The organism is Sphingopyxis sp. Geo25 (assembly GCF_949769135.1).
Lineage (GTDB): Bacteria > Pseudomonadota > Alphaproteobacteria > Sphingomonadales > Sphingomonadaceae > Sphingopyxis.
In genome coordinates, this window is sequence record NZ_CATKOZ010000002.1 from 307,501 (window position 1) to 324,617 (window position 17,117).

The 17,117-nt window shown below is 63.6% G+C and carries 13 protein-coding genes, 1 tRNA gene and 2 rRNA genes (1 of these 16 running past the window's edge); 12 read left to right on the forward strand and 4 right to left on the reverse strand.

Translation table 11 applies throughout. From position 1 onward, the window contains the following. The 4 genes from QOL68_RS08680 to QOL68_RS08695 form a co-directional block, all read left to right on the forward strand. Window positions 1-1,268, forward strand: a 23S ribosomal RNA gene (locus tag QOL68_RS08680) (it extends 1,523 nt beyond the left edge of the window). Between the two features lie 129 nt (window positions 1,269-1,397). Beyond that, a 5S ribosomal RNA gene (gene rrf, locus QOL68_RS08685) occupies window positions 1,398-1,512 on the forward strand. Between the two features lie 112 nt (window positions 1,513-1,624). Further along, window positions 1,625-1,701 (forward strand) — tRNA-Met (locus tag QOL68_RS08690). Between the two features lie 226 nt (window positions 1,702-1,927). Next, window positions 1,928-2,626: a hypothetical protein gene (locus tag QOL68_RS08695; RefSeq protein WP_282948863.1), complete on the forward strand. Its 699-nt coding sequence runs from the start codon at window positions 1,928-1,930 to the stop codon at window positions 2,624-2,626. Between the two features lie 522 nt (window positions 2,627-3,148). Here the strand turns inward: QOL68_RS08695 and QOL68_RS08700 are convergent. Further along, the gene (locus QOL68_RS08700; RefSeq protein ID WP_282948861.1) at window positions 3,149-3,349 is read right to left on the reverse strand and encodes a hypothetical protein; all 201 of its coding nucleotides are present in this window, start codon (window positions 3,347-3,349) and stop codon (window positions 3,149-3,151) included. Between QOL68_RS08700 and QOL68_RS08705 the strand changes: the two genes are divergently transcribed. Next, entirely contained in the window at window positions 3,348-5,690 is a 2,343-nt protein-coding gene (locus QOL68_RS08705; RefSeq protein ID WP_058454982.1) for a TonB-dependent receptor, read from the forward strand. The genes QOL68_RS08700 and QOL68_RS08705 overlap by 2 nt on opposite strands. 39 nt (window positions 5,691-5,729) lie before the next feature. Here QOL68_RS08705 and QOL68_RS08710 read toward each other — a convergent pair whose 3' ends face one another. Next, window positions 5,730-7,127 (reverse strand): methyltransferase family protein, encoded by a 1,398-nt coding sequence (locus tag QOL68_RS08710; RefSeq protein ID WP_282948858.1) that lies wholly within the window; start codon window positions 7,125-7,127, stop codon window positions 5,730-5,732. A gap of 240 nt (window positions 7,128-7,367) precedes the next feature. Between QOL68_RS08710 and QOL68_RS08715 the strand changes: the two genes are divergently transcribed. The 3 genes from QOL68_RS08715 to QOL68_RS08725 all read left to right on the forward strand — a co-directional run bounded on the left by QOL68_RS08715 (window position 7,368) and on the right by QOL68_RS08725 (window position 11,603). Then, complete coding sequence (locus tag QOL68_RS08715; protein ID WP_282948856.1) at window positions 7,368-8,567, forward strand: M23 family metallopeptidase; 1,200 nt, start codon at window positions 7,368-7,370, stop codon at window positions 8,565-8,567. Window position 8,568: 1 nt separating this feature from the next. Further along, the gene (locus QOL68_RS08720) at window positions 8,569-8,958 is read left to right on the forward strand and encodes a bactofilin family protein (RefSeq protein ID WP_058454983.1); all 390 of its coding nucleotides are present in this window, start codon (window positions 8,569-8,571) and stop codon (window positions 8,956-8,958) included. Window positions 8,959-9,296: 338 nt separating this feature from the next. Beyond that, window positions 9,297-11,603, forward strand: coding sequence for a patatin-like protein (locus QOL68_RS08725; protein WP_282948853.1), 2,307 nt, complete (start codon window positions 9,297-9,299; stop codon window positions 11,601-11,603). 116 nt (window positions 11,604-11,719) lie between these two features. On the opposite strand, the gene dnaJ is transcribed toward QOL68_RS08725, so the two are convergent. Both dnaJ and dnaK read right to left on the reverse strand, forming a co-directional pair. After that, a complete protein-coding gene (gene dnaJ / locus QOL68_RS08730) occupies window positions 11,720-12,856 on the reverse strand; it encodes a molecular chaperone DnaJ (protein WP_282948851.1) in 1,137 nt (378 codons plus the stop codon). Between the two features lie 57 nt (window positions 12,857-12,913). After that, window positions 12,914-14,818, reverse strand: a complete 1,905-nt coding sequence (gene dnaK, locus QOL68_RS08735; RefSeq protein ID WP_058454986.1) for a molecular chaperone DnaK — start codon at window positions 14,816-14,818, stop codon at window positions 12,914-12,916. Window positions 14,819-14,972: 154 nt separating this feature from the next. On the opposite strand from dnaK, the gene QOL68_RS08740 reads away from it, so the two are divergent. The 4 genes from QOL68_RS08740 to QOL68_RS08755 are packed head-to-tail and all read left to right on the forward strand — an operon-like array spanning window position 14,973 to window position 17,092. Beyond that, window positions 14,973-15,545, forward strand: coding sequence for a copper chaperone PCu(A)C (locus QOL68_RS08740; RefSeq protein WP_282948849.1), 573 nt, complete (start codon window positions 14,973-14,975; stop codon window positions 15,543-15,545). Window positions 15,546-15,551: 6 nt separating this feature from the next. Next, window positions 15,552-16,049 carry a vgr related protein gene (locus QOL68_RS08745; RefSeq protein WP_282948847.1) on the forward strand — a complete coding sequence of 166 codons (498 nt, stop codon included), beginning with the start codon at window positions 15,552-15,554 and terminating at the stop codon, window positions 16,047-16,049. After that, window positions 16,046-16,621: a hypothetical protein gene (locus QOL68_RS08750; protein ID WP_282948845.1), complete on the forward strand. Its 576-nt coding sequence runs from the start codon at window positions 16,046-16,048 to the stop codon at window positions 16,619-16,621. Before QOL68_RS08745 ends, QOL68_RS08750 begins: the two co-directional genes overlap by 4 nt. 27 nt (window positions 16,622-16,648) lie before the next feature. After that, window positions 16,649-17,092, forward strand: coding sequence for a PH domain-containing protein (locus QOL68_RS08755; RefSeq protein WP_282948843.1), 444 nt, complete (start codon window positions 16,649-16,651; stop codon window positions 17,090-17,092). The last annotated feature ends 25 nt before the right edge of the window (window positions 17,093-17,117 follow it).

The window sequence follows — 17,117 nt, forward strand, 5'->3', positions numbered from 1 at the left end:
ATAGACCGTACCCTAAACCGACACAGGTGGGATGGTAGAGTATACCAAGGCGCTTGAGAGAAGTCTCCTGAAGGAACTCGGCAAATTGCCTCCGTACCTTCGGAAGAAGGAGGCCCCACATTTGGGCAACCATTTGTGGGGGGCACAGGCCAGGGGGTAGCGACTGTTTAGCAAAAACACAGGGCTCTGCTAAGTCGGCTTCAAGACGACGTATAGGGCCTGACGCCTGCCCGGTGCCTGAAGGTTAAGTGGAGGGGTGCAAGCTCCGAAATGAAGCCCAGGTAAACGGCGGCCGTAACTATAACGGTCCTAAGGTAGCGAAATTCCTTGTCGGGTAAGTTCCGACCTGCACGAATGGCGTAACGACTTCCCCACTGTCTCCAGGAGATGCTCAGCGAAATTGAATTCTCCGTGAAGATGCGGAGTACCCGCGGTTAGACGGAAAGACCCCGTGCACCTTTACTGCAGCTTCAGAGTGGCATTAGGAAAGAACTGTGTAGCATAGGTGGGAGGCTTTGAAGCACTGGCGCCAGCCGGTGTGGAGCCATAGGTGAAATACCACCCTGTTGTTTTCTGATGTCTAACCTCGATCCATGAAACTGGATCAGGGACCCTCTGTGGCGGGTAGTTTGACTGGGGCGGTCGCCTCCTAAAGAGTAACGGAGGCGCGCGATGGTAGGCTCAGGACGGTTGGAAACCGTCTGTTAGAGTGCAATGGCATAAGCCTGCCTGACTGCGAGACTGACGAGTCGAGCAGAGACGAAAGTCGGTCATAGTGATCCGGTGGTCCCGAGTGGAAGGGCCATCGCTCAACGGATAAAAGGTACGCCGGGGATAACAGGCTGATGATTCCCAAGAGCTCATATCGACGGAATCGTTTGGCACCTCGATGTCGGCTCATCACATCCTGGGGCTGGAGCAGGTCCCAAGGGTTTGGCTGTTCGCCAATTAAAGTGGTACGTGAGCTGGGTTCAGAACGTCGTGAGACAGTTTGGTCCCTATCTGCCGTGGGCGTCGAAATTTGAGAGGAGTTGACCCTAGTACGAGAGGACCGGGTTGAACATACCTCTGGTGTACCTGTCGTGGCGCCAGCCGCGCAGCAGGGTAGCTATGTATGGACGGGATAACCGCTGAAAGCATCTAAGCGGGAAGCCTCCCTCAAGATAAGATTTCTTAGAGCCGTGGAAGACCACCACGTTGATAGATCGGATGTAGAAGCGCGGTAACGCGTGGAGCTAACCGATACTAATTGCTCTATTCGCACTTTAGAGTCCCGCCATCAACGACAAGCCTGATCGGCCAGAAGCCGTCGGATTGTCCGCGATAGTGGATGATTGATCAGACAGTATTGCACGGATATCGATTGAAACCCTTTTGACCCTACGCCGGCTTCATTGCTTGGTGACCATGGCGTCAGTGACCCACCCGATCCCATCTCGAACTCGGCCGTGAAACCTGACAGCGCCGATGGTACTACCGCTTAAGCGTTGGAAGAGTAGGACGTCGCCAGGCATTGTAGCCGACGTAAGGTCGAAAAGAAACCCATTCACAAAGTTAGAGGCCGGCAGAGATGCCGGCCTTTTGCTGTTTTTGGCGGTCCTGCAAGGGAAGCGCCGCTGGTTGACGCGGGATGGAGCAGCCCGGTAGCTCGTCAGGCTCATAACCTGAAGGTCGTAGGTTCAAATCCTACTCCCGCAACCAACTAGAGTATTGTAAAGCCTCGGTTTTTCCGGGGCTTTCTTGCGTTCAGGATCTAGGAAAATTTGGAAATCGTTCCGAAATTTGTTCGGAATGGCCGGCGAATGCACCTGATTGTTTATTAAGAACAATCCACTGCGTTCCCGACGCCCGTCAGGTCTTTTCCGACTTTCGGAAAATAGGTGCGACTGATCGGCGCAGGTGGCAATAGACTGCCCCCATTATGACAATGAATGCTATCGAACAGAACCTTGCCAACTGGCACGAAGGGCTGGTTTCCGTAATTCCTGTAGCGGGGCTTCTGTCTCGAGACCCCGTCGCCTACAAATGGAAGGCATTATTCAGAGTATGGATGCTGCGAGAGGCTGTGTTCTGGCGGATGGCCGATCTGATGACGCAGTCCTACGCGTTGTTTCAGCAAGGGCACGTTCTTGGCGCTCGCATTTTGTTGCGTAGTGGGTTCGAGTCAGGCGCCACCCTGATTTATCTGAATCAGCAGATGCAACAGGTGCTCGACGGCAATGCGAATTTCCATGAATTTGGTGACAAAACGTCTGTCCTGCTGCTCGGATCTCGGAACAACGAGGGCGGTCCTAGATCGCTAAATATTGTCACGGTTCTCGAGAAGTGTGACAAGCGGTATCCGGGACTTATGGCGATGTACGCTGATTTGTCCGAAAGTGCTCATCCGAGTTACGAAGGGCTGTGCCGGGGGTACTCGACGATCAATCATGACGAATACGAAACGGATTTCTCAAACCGCTGGGCGGACCTGTACGGCGACAAGCACCTGAACTCCATGGAGCTATGCATGGGAACGTTTCATCATGAGTACAACGATGTTTGGCCGGGTCTGATGGAGCAGCTCGAACGCTGGGTGGAGGTGAACGATACGGAACTCGAGGCCACAATGCGCCGAGGCGAATAGCTGGTGGATAAGACCGGTCCGAATATCCCCTGCATTTGGACTAGTTTCGGATTATTTCTCTAAGCTAAGCTATTGAAAATAGAAGATACGTAGAAGCCTCATAACCTGAAGGTCGTAGGTTCAAATCCTACTCCCGCAACCAAAATTAGCCCGCTTTCTCGATGAGTTAGCGGGCTTTTTCGTGTCTGGCGCGGGCGCGCCTTCATCGCCGAGGAAGTGTCTGAAAAGGGGTTGATTCCAGACCGTCCCCTATTTCCGTTCGTGTCGAGCGAAGTCGAGACACCCAGCAGCCTTGCGCCTAGCCCGAGGGGCATCTCGACTTCGCTCGATGCGAACGGGGTCAGTTAGGGCCGCAATCGGTCGATTTCTGACATCCGTTTCAAATCGACGGCGAACGACGGAAACGGAGTGGGAGCTGTCGCACCAAGCTCGTCATGCTGAACTTGTTTCAGCATCCATGGCCGGACCCTGCATCCTGCGCCGCGCCGAAGGAAACGGCAGACCATGGACCCTGAAACAAATTCAGGGTGACGATGAAAGATAGGTCCGCTTCCGTTCGAAACCGGCCATCCCCTCGCCTCGAAAGTGAAGCAATTGCGCAACACTGTTGACATGATCGTCAGCAGCCCGTGCTTCGCCGATTGATCGCGGCGGCGCGGACCGCCAAAGAGCGGTTGGTTTTTCGCTCTCCCAACGTTCACTCTGTTTCAGGAAGCTCGCCATGCGCCTTTTTCCTTCCGCTACCGCTATAGCCCCCGTCCTCGCGATCCTCGCCGCCGGCTGGGCCGCGCCCGCCGCCGCGCAGGACGCCGCCCCCGCCGCCGAAGAAGGCCAGCTGGGCGAGATCATCGTCACCGCGCAGCGCCGCGAAGAAAATCTGCAGGACGTGCCGATCTCGATCACCGCGGTCTCGGGCGACAAGCTCGACGCGATCGGAGCCGGCGGCCAGGACGTCCGCTCGCTGTCGGCCAAGGTGCCCAGCCTGATGGTCGAATCCTCGTTCGGCCGCACCTTCCCGCGCTTCTACATCCGCGGTCTCGGCAACACCGATTTCGACTTCAACGCGTCGCAGCCGGTCAGCCTTGTCTATGACGACGTCGTCCTCGAGAACCCGATCCTGAAGGGCTTCCCGGTGTTCGATATCGAGCGCGTCGAAGTGCTGCGCGGTCCGCAGGGTACGCTGTTCGGCCGCAACACCCCCGCGGGCATCGTCAAGTTCGATTCGGTGAAGCCGAAGGATGAATTCGGCGGCTACGGGCGCATTTCCTATGGCCGCTTCAACGCGATCAACGCCCAGGGCGCCGTCGGGGGCCCGCTCGGCGACAAGGTCGCGATCCGCGTGTCGGGGCTCTACCAGCGCCAGGACGATTATGTCGACAATGTCGTCCCCAGCGGCACCACCAAGGATGCGTTCGAGGGCTTCGACGAGCTCGCGCTCCGCTTCCAGGGCCTCGTCAAGCCGACCGACAATCTGGAAATCCTGCTCACCGGCCAGCTCCGCCGCCTCAACGGCACCGCGCGCCTGTTCCGCGCCAATGTCTTCACGCGCGGCGAGACCGGGCTCAACGACAATTTCGACCGCTACCGCGTCTCGACCGACGGCAAGAATGAACAGCGCGTGCGCACCGGCAATGCCTCGGCGCGCGTCAACTGGGATCTCGGCCCCGTTTCGCTGATCTCGGTCACCAGCCTGTGGAAGGGTCACGCGACCTCGGTCGGCGACGTCGACGGCGGTTTCGGCGCCAACTTCCTGCCGCCGAACCTCTACGGCCCCGGCGACATCCCCTTCACCGCCGAAACGCGCGACAGCGTGCCGAAACTGCGCCAGTTCACGCAGGAAGTCCGCCTCGAGAGCAACGGCAACGGCCCGCTCTCCTATCAGGCCGGCTTCTTCTACTTCGACGAGGATCTCGACATCCTCAGCGAGAATTACTCGACCCTCGGCGACCCGAACAACGCCGTCGGCGGGGTCAATATCGTCGTCGCGCAGGAACAGCACAGCAAGGCCTATGGCGTCTTCGGCTCGCTGACCTATCACCTCACCGACCAGCTCAGCGTCACCGGCGGCGTCCGCTACAACGACGACAAGCGCCGCTATACGGTGGTGCGCAGCAAGGACACACAGTTCCCGAACTTCCTGCAGAACCCGCTCGGTACGGTGAACCGCCGCGTCAGCGATAACAATGTCACGTGGGACGCGAACATCGCCTATGCCGCGACCGACGACATCAACCTCTATGCCCGCGTCGCGCGCGGCTATCGCGCGCCGAGCATCCAGGGCCGTATCCTCTTCCCGCCGGCGACCGCCACGCCGCTCGAATCGGGCGTGACGATCGGCGATTCGGAAACGATCACCTCCTATGAGGCGGGGGTCAAATCGACCGTTCTGGGTGGCCGCGGCCGCATCAACCTGTCGGGCTTCCTCTACAACCTCAACGATGCGCAGCTCACCGCGGTCGGTGGCGGGGTCAACGCGAACCGCCTGATCAACGCCGACAATGTCCGCGGCTATGGCTTCGAACTCGATGTCGAGTTGATGCCCGTCGACCGGCTGCTGCTCACCGCGGGCCTCAGCTACAACCATACCGAGATCCGCGACCCGAACCTGACCACCGCGGCATGCGGCGCGACGCGCGTCGACCTGCTGCCCGGCGATCCGTCGCTTTGCACCGTGCTCGACCCGATCGTCGTTCCGGCGGCGCCCTTCGCGGCCGCGATCGTCAACATCGACGGCAACAGCCTGCCGCAGTCGCCGCGCTGGATCGCGAACTGGACCGCCAAATATGGCGTCCCGGTCGGCGACGGCGAGGTCTATGTCTATACCGACTGGTCGTACCGTTCGAAGATCAACTTCTTCCTCTATGAATCGGTCGAGTTCCAGGACAAGCGCCTGCTCGAGGGCGGCGTACGCGTCGGGTACAAGACCGATCATTACGACTTCGCCGCGTTCGTCCGCAACGTCACCAACGACACCTCGGCGGTCGGCGGGATCGACTTCAACAACCTGACCGGCTTCGTCAACGAGCCCCGCATCTGGGGCGTCGAAGCCGCGTTCAAATTCTGACGATGCGAGCGGGCGGGCGCTGTACGGCGTCCGCCCCTGTCAGGCGACCGGCCCGACGCGCGGATCGGGTTCGAGGCGAATGAGCGGGCGCGCCCGTCCCGTCAGCTTCGCGAACAGGCGCGGCACCAGGGCATTCGCCTGCGCCCAGTTCCAATAGGCCTGATAGGCGGGATCGGCGAGGAGATGCTTTTCCTCGGTCTTGGCGCGCCAGTAATAGACCCCGCTGACCAGCCCGAGCAGGACCGTGTTGCGCACCGCCTCGATCGGCCCTCCGGCGGTGACCAGGAAGGGGAGCGAGCCGACCCACCAGCTCAGATTCTTCGACACATAGGCGGGATGGCGTGTGAAGGCATAGGGGCCGTGGGTGATGACGCCGCGGTGCGTCAGGTTCGAAAAGCGGATGCCGAACGCCATCGTCGCCCAGGCATAGACCGCAACGAGCGCGAACAGCAGCGCCGCCCAGAGCGCCATCAGCGTGTCGTGGCCCTGCAGCCAATAGCCCCAGTCGGCACCGTTGACCTGATAGTCGAGCGGGCCGCCGTTCATCAGGATGAAGGGGGGGTAGCAGACGAGCGCCGCGACCCAGCCCATGAAATAGGGGTTCGCCGTCCGGATGTGCGAATCGAGCGGCTTCATCGTCAATATATAGCCGACGGTCGCGATATGGACGTCGACGAGGTAGAGGATGTTGATCGCCCAGATGCCGGTCATATAGGGGTTGGCGAGCACGTCGCTCCACCCGACGGTGACCAGCGCGGCGAAATTGCCCGGCACGATCGACAGCATGAAGGCGGTGAAAAAGCCCTTCACCGCCCAGGCACGGAAATGATGCGCGATCGCACGGCCGTCGACCGGCTGGCCGGGCGCGATCATCCAGCGGCCGAACTGGTAACAGCCGTCGCGCGGCTCGACCATGCGGCGGTCGAGCCAGAGCGTATAGGGCACCGAGACCAGCAGCAGCCACGGCACGACGCGCTCGAGCAGATCCATCGAAAAGGCATAGCTGCCCTCCCAATAATAGCGCATCGTCGCATAGAAACCCGCGAGCAGCAGCCAGGTCGCCCAGAGCCCGGCGAGCTTGGTCAGGCTGATGTCGAGCGTGTCGCGCCACGGGCGGCGCTGGTTCCAGTCGATCCCGGTCGAGGGGTTGCGGTGCACCTTGTCGACGAACAGCGACCACAGCACCATCGGCACGCCGCAGGCGAGCACGCTGACGATCGCCGAATTGGGCCCGCTCATCGGACCGCGGTTGCCCCAGTCGACGCCAAGGAGGGCGGCGATATCCGCGGCGTGGCGCGCGATGAGCAGATACGCCAAAAGGCCGATCAGGCCGACGATCCCGACGCCCGCGCTGACCGCCGAGCGCGGACGGCGGCGGCTCGCAGGCGCCTGTTCCTGAAGGGCATTTGCGCTTGCGGGGATCGGGGTATGGGACATGTCGGTCACCCTCTTTCCCTACCCCGAAATGGTAAGCAAGCCGTCAATGTTAACAGGCGATTCGCGGGCCTGAATCCTCCCAAAATGGCGCCATTGGCGCCCTTTGACACCGTTCACCGCGAGTCATGTTCGACTCGGCGCGACTCGCCCCGCAATGATTCGTAAGGGGGTTCGCGCGCTGGTAAGGCGCCCTCCAAGCGGGGCGGAGGGCTCCACAGAACAACAAGATGGGGTCGCCACTTGTCTTCGAAATTAACGGGCCTGCGCCATTGGCGGCAGCGCGTCTCGGCGCTGTTTCAGGACCATGAAATCTTCATCCGCACGCACGGTCAAGTGCGTTTCCTTCGCGTCAGCGCGGTCTGGCAAAAGCGCGTCGCGCTCATCGCCGGCGCGGTGCTGCTTGCCTGGGCGGGCGTGACGCTCGCGATACTGGCGAACCAGATGCTGAGTTCGGGCGAGCGCGCCGAAGTCGCGGCGCAGAAGGCCGCGGCAACCGCCGCCGAAGCCCGCATCGCCAAATATCGCGACCGCGTTGCCGAAACCGCCGCCGACCTCGAAGAGCGGCAGGACCAGCTCGACGAATGGTCGGAGACGCACTTCGGCGTCGAACCCGCGGCGGTGACGCCCGAAGCCGGCACCGAAGCGAAGGCCGAGCCCGCGACGCTCGAAACCAGCGCGATCGACCCGAACCTGCCGCCCGAGGCGCAGGCGCTCGCCCGCATCGAAAAGCGTCAGGAACGGTTCGCGGCGCGCCTGCTGGCGGCGGTGAACGAGCGCGCGGCAAAGGCCGAGGTCGCGGTCGCAAAGCTCGGGCTCGATCCCAGGGCGCTCGTCCGCAACGCCGCGTCCGGCCGCGGCGGTCCCTTCATCCCCTATCGCGGCACGACCGGCAAGGCGAAGGCGTTCGGCGCCTCGTTCGCCGCGCTCGAGGGCGCGCTGTTCCGCATGGAAGTGCTCGAACGCACGCTCGTCGCGGTGCCCTCGGGCAAGCCGGCCGACGTGCTGATGCTCTCGTCGAGCTTCGGCTATCGCAGCGACCCCTTCACCGGCGCCGGCGCGATGCACGCCGGGCTCGATTTCCCCGGGCCGCTCGGCACCCCGATCCTCGCCGCCGCCCCCGGCCGCGTCGTCTTTGTCGGGCAGAAGTCGGGGTATGGCAATGTCGTCGAGGTCGATCACGGCCAGGGCATCCTGACCCGCTACGCGCACCTGTCGGGTTTCAACACCGCGGTGGGCGCGCAGGTCGCCGCAGGCCAGCAGATCGCCAAGATGGGCTCGACCGGCCGTTCGACCGGCAGCCACCTGCATTTCGAAGTTCGTTTGAACGGGGTCGCGGTCAACCCGCGCCGCTTCCTGGAGGCCAAAGCCGATGTTCTTGAAGTCAAAGACGACGCCCGACAGCGAGTCGGCGCCCTCGCTGCCAGCCGCACTGCCAGCTAAGATGGCGACCGGCGCGCGTCACACCACCTTTTCGGTCCTCGGATCGGACGTGGTCATCACCGGGAACGTCTCGGCCAGCGTCGACCTGCACGTCGACGGCAAGATCGACGGCGACCTGAAATGCGCCAACCTGGTGCAGGGCGAGGCGAGCGAGATCAAGGGCGCGGTGATCGCCGACACGGCGAAGATCGCGGGCCTGCTCGACGGGTCGATCGAGGCCAAGACGCTGATCGTCCATGCCACCGCGCGGATCACCGGCGACGTCACCTATGAAACGATCACGATCGAAAACGGCGGCAAGGTCGAGGGCAAGCTCTCGCACCGCCGCGCCGGCGCGGTGAAGTCGCCGCCGCCGCTCGAGGTGGTCGAGAACAAGTCGGTCGGCGCCTGATCCCGAGCCGCCCGGCCAGCGCCGGTCACAGGCCTTGCCGGGCTTTTTTGCGAAGGACGGCTTTGGGGTGGATTCCAGCCTTTCAATTCTCGTCATGCTGAACTTGTTTCAGCATCCATGGCCGGGCCTTGCATCCGGCGCGGCGCCGAAGGAAACGGCAGACCATGGACCCTGAAACAAGTTCAGGGTGACGATGAAAGAGACGATGCAGGATAGGCCACCTTCCGTCGCAACCGGCTATTCGATCCAGATCGGCGCCAGTGGCAGCCGACGCCCGGTTTCCGTCATTCCGTCTGAAAAGGTGACGGCGCCCCCCAAAGCGCGCTATCATTGTCGCGATGCGGGAAAAGGAACTGCGCTTCGCCCTGATTTGCTACGGCGGCATCAGCCTCGCCGTCTATATGCACGGCATTACCAAAGAGGTCTGGCGGCTCGCCGCGGCGTCGCGCGCCTTTCATGAGGGGCGGCCACAGCAGGGTTCGGGGCGCGTCTATGGCGAGTTGCTCACCGCGCTCGGCGAGCGCGGCGGGGTCAGGCTGCGGGTCATGGCCGACATCGTCGCGGGGGCGAGCGCGGGCGGGATCAACGGCATCTTCCTCGCGCGGGCGATCGCGACGGGCCAGTCGCTCGATCCGCTGACCGAGCTGTGGCTGAAGGATGCCGACGTCGATTATCTGCTCGACCCCGACGCGCGGCCGCTGTCGGCGGCGACCAAATTCTGGGCGGTGCCGATCGCGGGCTGGGCGATGAAGCGGCGCGGCAACGTGATCGACCGGACGGTTGGCGAGGGCGCGCAGGAGGAGGTGCGCGCCAAGCTGTCGCGCTTCGTGCGTGCGCGCTGGTTCGAACCGCCCTTCGGCGGCGAGACTTTCTCGAACCTGCTGCTCGATGCGTTCGATGCGATGGACAGCGGGCCGGTCGGGCCGTCGCTGGTGCCCACGGGCCAGCCGGTCGACCTGTTCGTCTCGGTCACCGATTTTGCGGGGCACAGCACCCCCCTGTCGTTGAACAGCCCGCCGCGCGTGACCGAGCAGGAGCACCGGCTGGTGATCCATTTCCGGCAGGATCCGAAAGCGCCCGAGGGGCTGGATGATGTCCCCGCGCTCGCCGCGGCGGCGCGGGCGACCGCGAGCTTTCCGGGCGCCTTTCCGCCCTTCACCTTGCGCGAGCTCGACCGCGTGCTGGACAAGCGCGGGATCGAATGGTCCGGCCGCGACGCCTTCATCCGCGCGCAACTTCCCGCAGGCGGCGAGGCCGATCCCGCCGACCGCGTGCTGATCGACGGATCGGTGCTTGCCAACGCACCCTTCCGCCCCGCGATCGCCGCGCTCAAGCAGCGGCCCGCGCGGCGCGAGATCGACCGGCGCTTTGTCTATATCGATCCCAAGCCCGACTACCGCTCGATCAGCTTCGGCAAGCCCGGCGAGGCAACGGCGGGGGAGGAGAAGAAGCTTCCGGGCTTCATGTCGACGATCCTCGGCGCGCTGTCCGAAATTCCGCGCGAACAGCCGATTCGCGACAATGTCGAGGCGATCGAGGGCATGTCACGGCGCATCCGGCGGATGCAGTATATCATCGACGCGATGAAGGTCGAGGTCGAGGAACAGGTCGCGGCGCTGTTCGGCACCACCTTCTTCCTCGACACGCCGACCCCCGCGCGGTTGCAGAAATGGCGCGCGAAGGCGCAGGATCAGGCCTCGGCGCGCGCAGGCTTCGCTTATGCGCCTTATGGCCACCTCAAACTGTCGGCGGTGGTCGAGGAACTGGTCGGCACGGTCGACCGGCTCGCGCCGCCCGAGGGCGACATCCACCAGCGCAATTGCCGCAACGCGATGTGGGACGAGGTGCGGGCGCGCGGGCTCGACCGGCTGTCGGGACGGCGCGGGCTGGGCGCAAGCGACGATGCGGTGGTGTTTTTCCGTACCCACGACCTTGGCTTTCGCATCCGCCGCTTGCGCTTTCTCGCGCGCGAGCTCGACCGCGTCGTCGAGGCGAAGCGCGAGGCGCGCGACCCGGCGTGCGATGCGATGCGCGACGCGATCTATGCGGCGCTGGGCCAATATGTCGAGCGCGAGGGCGATGACTGGCTGTCCGAGGTCGACGTGCCCGCCGACGCCGGTGCGGCGGCATGGATCGACGCGATCGGCGCGCGCCGCGACCTGATCGGCGCCGATGCCGAGGCCGATAATCTGGTCGCCGAAGGGCTCGCGCAGCTCCCCAAGGACGACCGGCGCAAGATGCTGCTCGCCTACCTCGGCTACCCCTTTTACGACATCGCGACCCTGCCGCTGTTGCAGGGCGAGGGGTTCGACGAGTTCGATCCGATCAAGGTCGATCGTATCTCGCCGTCGGACGCGACCGCCATCCGCACCGGCGGGGCGGGGGCGATGCTGAAGGGGATCGAGTTCAACAGCTTCGGCGCCTTTTTCAGCCGCGCATACCGCGAGAATGACTATCTGTGGGGGCGGCTCCACGGCGCCGACCGGCTGGTCGATATCGTCGCGAGCAGCGTGGCGGGCGCCTTGAGCGCGGAGGAACTGGCGGCGATCAAGCGCCGCGCCTTCCATGCGATCCTCGACGAGGAGGAAAGCCGGCTGCCGCAGGTGAAGGCGCTGATCGACGAGCTGCGGGTGGAAATCGGTTAGATGGGTTCGTCATCCCCGCGAAAGCGGGGTCGCAGAGCGCGCATCGGCCTACTCTGCCCCTGGGTTCCCGCTTTTGCGGGAATGACGATGTTTGGTATGTCGACGCGAGTGCCGGATCAATCCGTCAGATCGTCCCACATTTCCTTGATGCGCCCGAAGAAACCCTGGCTCGCGGGGCATTCCTCACCCGTCTCGGTCTCGCGGAACTCGCAGAGCAATTCCTTCTGCCGCGCGCTGAGCTTCGTCGGTGTCTCGACGTCGATCTGGACCACGAGGTCGCCCGTACCGCGGCCGTTGAGCACCGGCATGCCCGCGCCGCGCTGGCGGAGCTGCTTGCCCGACTGGATGCCCGCGGGAATGGCGATGTCGTGCTTCTTGCCGTCGAGCCCGGGGATGGTGATCGACCCGCCGAGCGCTGCGGTGGTGAAGCTGATCGGCGCGCGCGTGAACAGCGTCGTGCCCTCGCGCTCGAAGACCTTGTGCCGCGCCATGTGGAGGAAGATGTAGAGGTCGCCGGGCGCCGCGCCGCGCGCGCCGCTTTCGCCTTCACCCGACAGGCGGATACGCGTTCCCTCGTCGACCCCCGGCGGGATGGTGACGGTCAGCGTCTTGCGCCGGTCGACGCGGCCTTCGCCATGGCATGTATTGCAGGGGTCGGCGATGACCTCGCCCGCGCCCTGACAGGTCGGGCAGGTGCGTTCGACCATGAAGAAGCCCTGCTGTGCGCGGACCTTGCCATGGCCTGCGCAGGTCGAGCAGCGATTGGTCCGCGTGCCGGGCTTGGCGCCCGAGCCGTCGCATGCCTCGCAGCGCGCGGCGACGTCGACCTGAATCTCGCGCTCGCAGCCGGCGAAGGCGTCTTCGAGCTTGATCTCCATGTCGTAGCGCAGGTCGGCGCCGCGCGCGGGACCGCGCTGCTGGCGCCCGCCGCCACCAAAGGCCGAACCGAAGATCGATTCGAAAATATCGCCGATGTCGCCGAAATCGGAGGCATTGCCGCCGAAGCCGCCGCCGGGCCCGCCGTTCTGGAACGCCGCCTTGCCGAACCGGTCATAGGCGGCGCGCTTCTGCGGGTCCTTCAGACAGTCATAGGCTTCGTTGATCGCCTTGAACCGCGCTTCGCTGTCGCCGCACCCCGGATTCTTGTCGGGGTGATATTGCATCGCGAGCTTGCGGTACGCCGACTTCAGCGTCTTGTCGTCGGCGTTGCGCTCGACTTCGAGCAATTCGTAATAATCGATGTCGAGCGACATTCTCTGACCCCGTCATCCCCGCCGCGCCCAAGGGACGCCGCGGGGAGAGTTTCCTGCTTACTTCTTGTCGTCTTCGACTTCCGAGAATTCGGCATCGACGACATCTTCGTCGGCCTTCTGCTCGCCAGCGTCGGCGGCGGGCGATGCCGCGGCCTGCTGTTCCTTCTCGTAGATCGCCTGGCCCAGCTTCATCGCGACCTGCGCGAGCGCCTGCGCCTTTTCGGTCATCGCGGCGCTGTCGCCGCCTTCGACGGCCGTCTTGGCTTCGGCGATCGCCGCCTCGATCTCGCCCTTGAGGCCGGGGTCGACCTTGTCGGCGTGCTCTTCGAGCTGGCGTTCGGTCGTGTGGATCAGGCTTTCGGCGTTGTTCTTCGCCTCCGCCGCCTCACGGCGCTTCTTGTCCTCTTCGGCAAACTGCTCGGCGTCCTTGACCATCTGTTCGATGTCGGCGTCGCTGAGGCCGCCCGAGGCCTGGATCTTGATCTGCTGTTCCTTGCCGGTGCCCTTGTCCTTGGCGTGGACCGACACGATGCCGTTGGCGTCGATGTCGAAGGTCACCTCGATCTGCGGCACGCCGCGCGGCGCCGGCGGGATGCCGACGAGGTCGAACTGGCCGAGCATCTTGTTGTCGGCGGCCATTTCGCGTTCGCCCTGGAAGACGCGGATCGTCACTGCCGACTGGTTGTCGTCGGCGGTCGAGTAAACCTGCGACTTCTTGGTCGGGATGGTGGTGTTGCGGTCGATCATGCGCGTGAACACGCCGCCCAGCGTCTCGATGCCGAGCGACAGCGGGGTCACGTCGAGCAGCAGCACGTCCTTGACGTCGCCCTGCAGCACGCCCGCCTGGATCGCGGCGCCGATCGCGACGACTTCGTCGGGGTTCACGCCGGTGTGCGGTTCCTTGCCGAAGAAATCCTTCACGACGTCGCGGACGCGCGGCATGCGCGTCATGCCGCCGACGAGCACGACCTCGTCGATCTCGCTCGCCGAAACGCCGGCGTCCTTGATCGCCTTCTTGCAGGGTTCGAGCGTGCGCTTGATCAAATCCTCGACCAGCTTTTCCAGGTCGGCGCGGGTGATCGTTTTCACCAGGTGCTTCGGCCCGTTGGCGTCGGCGGTGATGAAAGGCAGGTTGACCTCGGTCGTCGCGGCCGACGACAGTTCGATCTTCGCCTTTTCGGCGGCTTCCTTCAGACGCTGCAGCGCGAGCTTGTCCGAACGCAGGTCGATGCCCTCGTCCTTCTTGAAGGTGTCGGCGAGATATTCGACGATCTTGCTGTCGAAATCCTCGCCGCCGAGGAAGGTATCGCCGTTGGTCGACTTCACCTCGAACACGCCGTCGCCCACCTCGAGAATCGAGATGTCGAAGGTGCCGCCGCCAAGGTCATAGACGGCGATCGTCTTGTTCTCGGTCTTGTCGAGGCCATAGGCGAGCGCGGCCGCGGTCGGCTCGTTGATGATGCGCAGCACTTCGAGGCCCGCGATCTTGCCGGCGTCCTTGGTCGCCTGACGCTGGGCGTCGTTGAAGTAAGCGGGAACGGTGATGACCGCCTGCTCGACCTTTTCGCCGAGATAGGCCTCGGCGGTTTCCTTCATCTTCTGGAGGATATAGGCGCTGATCTGCGACGGCGAATAATCCTCGCCGCCCGCCTTGACCCATGCGTCGCCGTTGGTGCCCTTGACGATCGTATAGGGGACGAGTTCCATGTCCTTCTTGGTCATGGGGTCGTCGAAGCGGCGGCCGATGAGGCGCTTCACCGCAAAAATCGTGTTCTCGGGGTTGGTGACGGCCTGGCGCTTTGCCGGCTGGCCGATGAGGCGCTCTCCATCCTTTGCGAAGGCGACGATCGACGGCGTCGTGCGCGTGCCTTCGACATTTTCGATAACCTTGGGCTTCCCGCCTTCCATCACCGCGACGCAGCTGTTCGTGGTGCCGAGGTCGATCCCGATCACTTTGGCCATATTATCAACGTCCTTGTTGCTTCTTGGGCGCCCTCAAAAGGCACGCCTCACATGGAAATGTTGTGGGCGATATAGGTGCGCTTTAGCTTGGCACAAGGGCTTTGACGGCTTATCTGGACGATGAAAATTGACGCATTTCGGGAGTCCCAGAACGATGAAGCCCTTCGTACGCCGCGCTTTGATCGGTGCAGCCCTTGGCGCCGCCGCGCTCACGCTGACCGGGTGCAAGGAGAATCTGGGCGCCGGACCGCAGCTCAATGTGGTTGGCGGCTATATCCAGCTGGGCGCGACGCCCGACCGACCGGCGGTTGGGTATTTCACCGTCACCGGCGGGCCGCGCGATGTAAAACTGATGGCGGTGACCGCCGACCTCGCGCAGCGCGTCGAAATGCACGAGAGCGTCAAGGAAAATGGCGTGGTGACGATGAAGCCGCTGATGAGCGCCGATGTGCCCGCCGAAGGCAAGCTGCAGTTCAAGCCCGGCGGCAAGCATCTGATGATCTGGAACATCAACCCCGCCGCGGTGCGCGCGGGCAAGCTGCCGATGGCATTCGTGTTCACCAACAACAATAACGAACGCATCCTCTTCGACCTGCCGATCAAGCAGGCGTCGGCGGCCGGGGGCGATGAGGGGATGGCGATGGACCATGGCAGCATGGATCATGATATGAAAGATGGCGGCGCGATTGGGGCTGAGGAGCCGGCTGCGGACGCGGCGAAGAAATAAGCGCGGGTGGCGCGGCCGTCGCGACCCCTCACGACCGGTGAAATCGCGCTCGCCCGGACGGTTTTCGGCGATGCGATCGATTATGCGCGCGTGCGCGTGCGCCGCTATAAATGGATATTCTTCCAGCCGCGCCGCATCGTGATGGCGCCGATGGGCGATTTGCATTTCCACCCCAAGGGCAGCGTATATTGCGACGATTTCTCCTGCCCGGCGGGCGGGCGCGACGCGGAATTGCAGGCCAAAGGGCTATTTCTCCACGAAATGACGCATGTCTGGCAGGCGCAGCGGCGCGGGCGCTGGTATCTGGTGCTGATGCGGCATCCGTTCGCGACCTATGATTACAGCCTCAAACCCGGCTGGCCGCTCGAACGTTACGGGCTGGAGCAGCAGGCCGAGATCGTCCGGCACTACTGGCTTCTGACGCAGGGCCGGCTTGTCGGTGGCGCGCCCGACGCCCAATCCTATCGCGCGATCCTGCCGGCCGAGTGGGGAGCGGGAGCGTGAGCGATTTCGAGTTCGTCTTCGCGCTCTACAGCCTGCTTCTCGGCCTCTCGATGGTCGAGCTGCTCGGCGGGCTCGGGCGCGCGCTCGAGGCGCGGTTCACGGCGGAGGCCGAGAAGGAGCGGTTCGCGATCGGCTGGCTGACGCCGCTCCTGGCGGTGTTCGTGATGCTCGACTTGCTGTCGTTCTGGGCCTCGGCATGGCGCGTGAAGGCGGATGTCGTCGTGTCGTCGACCGCGCTGATGGCGGTGGTGGCTTTCGCCGGCCTCTATTTTCTCGCGGCGCGACTCGTTTTTCCCTCGCATCCCGAGGGGTTTGCCAATCTGGACACCCATTATTTCCGCGTGCGCCGACTGGTGTTCGGCCTGCTGCTTGTGCTGCTGGGCGCGCAACTCGCCTATTTCCTCAATCATCCCGACCTGTCGCGGCTACTGTTTCGGCCGTTTCCGCTCGGGATGACGCTGCTCTTCGTCGCGCTCGTCGTGGCGGCGATGGGGGTGAAAGGGCGGCGCGCGAGTATCGCGATCCTGTCGCTGCTGATCGCGCGCTATATTGTTGCCAATCTGATCGTTTAGGCCAATCTGATCATGGGAGAGGTGCATATGCCCGAAGTTCTCGATCGCTTCCGTTCCTCGACCTGGGGCTGGCTGCGCGGCACCCTCGTCGGCTGGCTGACCCTGCTGCTCTGCCTCGTCGGGGTCGGCTTCCTGATCATCCTGGTCCAGTGGATCCGCAATCTCGACGTCACCTATGAGCTGACCGAGGACCGGCTGATCCTGCGCAAGGGGATTTTCGTCAAAAGCGTCGACGAGATCGAACTCTATCGGGTGAAGGACGTGCGCATGGATTTCACGCTGATCAATCAATGGGCGGGAATCGGGACGATCAGCATCGATTCGTCCGACGAGACGACACGCGAGGGCGCACTTGTGATGCCGCATATCGACCGCGCGGCCGAACGGCGCGAGGAACTGCGCCGGCTCGTCGATGCCGCGCGGCAGAAGCGTCGCGTGCGCGAACTCGACGTCGCGAGCGATCTCCTCTGAGGGGATTTTAGCGCTAGCCAGAAGG

Bases quoted from the DNA above. Each gene is read 5' to 3' on its own strand.
- QOL68_RS08695 (WP_282948863.1), top strand. From the start codon at position 1,928: ATGAATGCTATCGAACAGAACCTTGCCAACTGGCACGAAGGGCTGGTT.
- QOL68_RS08705 (WP_058454982.1), top strand. From the start codon at position 3,348: ATGCGCCTTTTTCCTTCCGCTACCGCTATAGCCCCCGTCCTCGCGATC.
- QOL68_RS08700 (WP_282948861.1), bottom strand. From the start codon at position 3,349: ATGGCGAGCTTCCTGAAACAGAGTGAACGTTGGGAGAGCGAAAAACCA.
- QOL68_RS08710 (WP_282948858.1), bottom strand. From the start codon at position 7,127: ATGTCCCATACCCCGATCCCCGCAAGCGCAAATGCCCTTCAGGAACAG.
- QOL68_RS08720 (WP_058454983.1), top strand. From the start codon at position 8,569: ATGGCGACCGGCGCGCGTCACACCACCTTTTCGGTCCTCGGATCGGAC.
- QOL68_RS08725 (WP_282948853.1), top strand. From the start codon at position 9,297: ATGCGGGAAAAGGAACTGCGCTTCGCCCTGATTTGCTACGGCGGCATC.
- dnaJ (WP_282948851.1), bottom strand. From the start codon at position 12,856: ATGTCGCTCGACATCGATTATTACGAATTGCTCGAAGTCGAGCGCAAC.
- dnaK (WP_058454986.1), bottom strand. From the start codon at position 14,818: ATGGCCAAAGTGATCGGGATCGACCTCGGCACCACGAACAGCTGCGTC.
- QOL68_RS08740 (WP_282948849.1), top strand. From the start codon at position 14,973: ATGAAGCCCTTCGTACGCCGCGCTTTGATCGGTGCAGCCCTTGGCGCC.
- QOL68_RS08755 (WP_282948843.1), top strand. From the start codon at position 16,649: ATGCCCGAAGTTCTCGATCGCTTCCGTTCCTCGACCTGGGGCTGGCTG.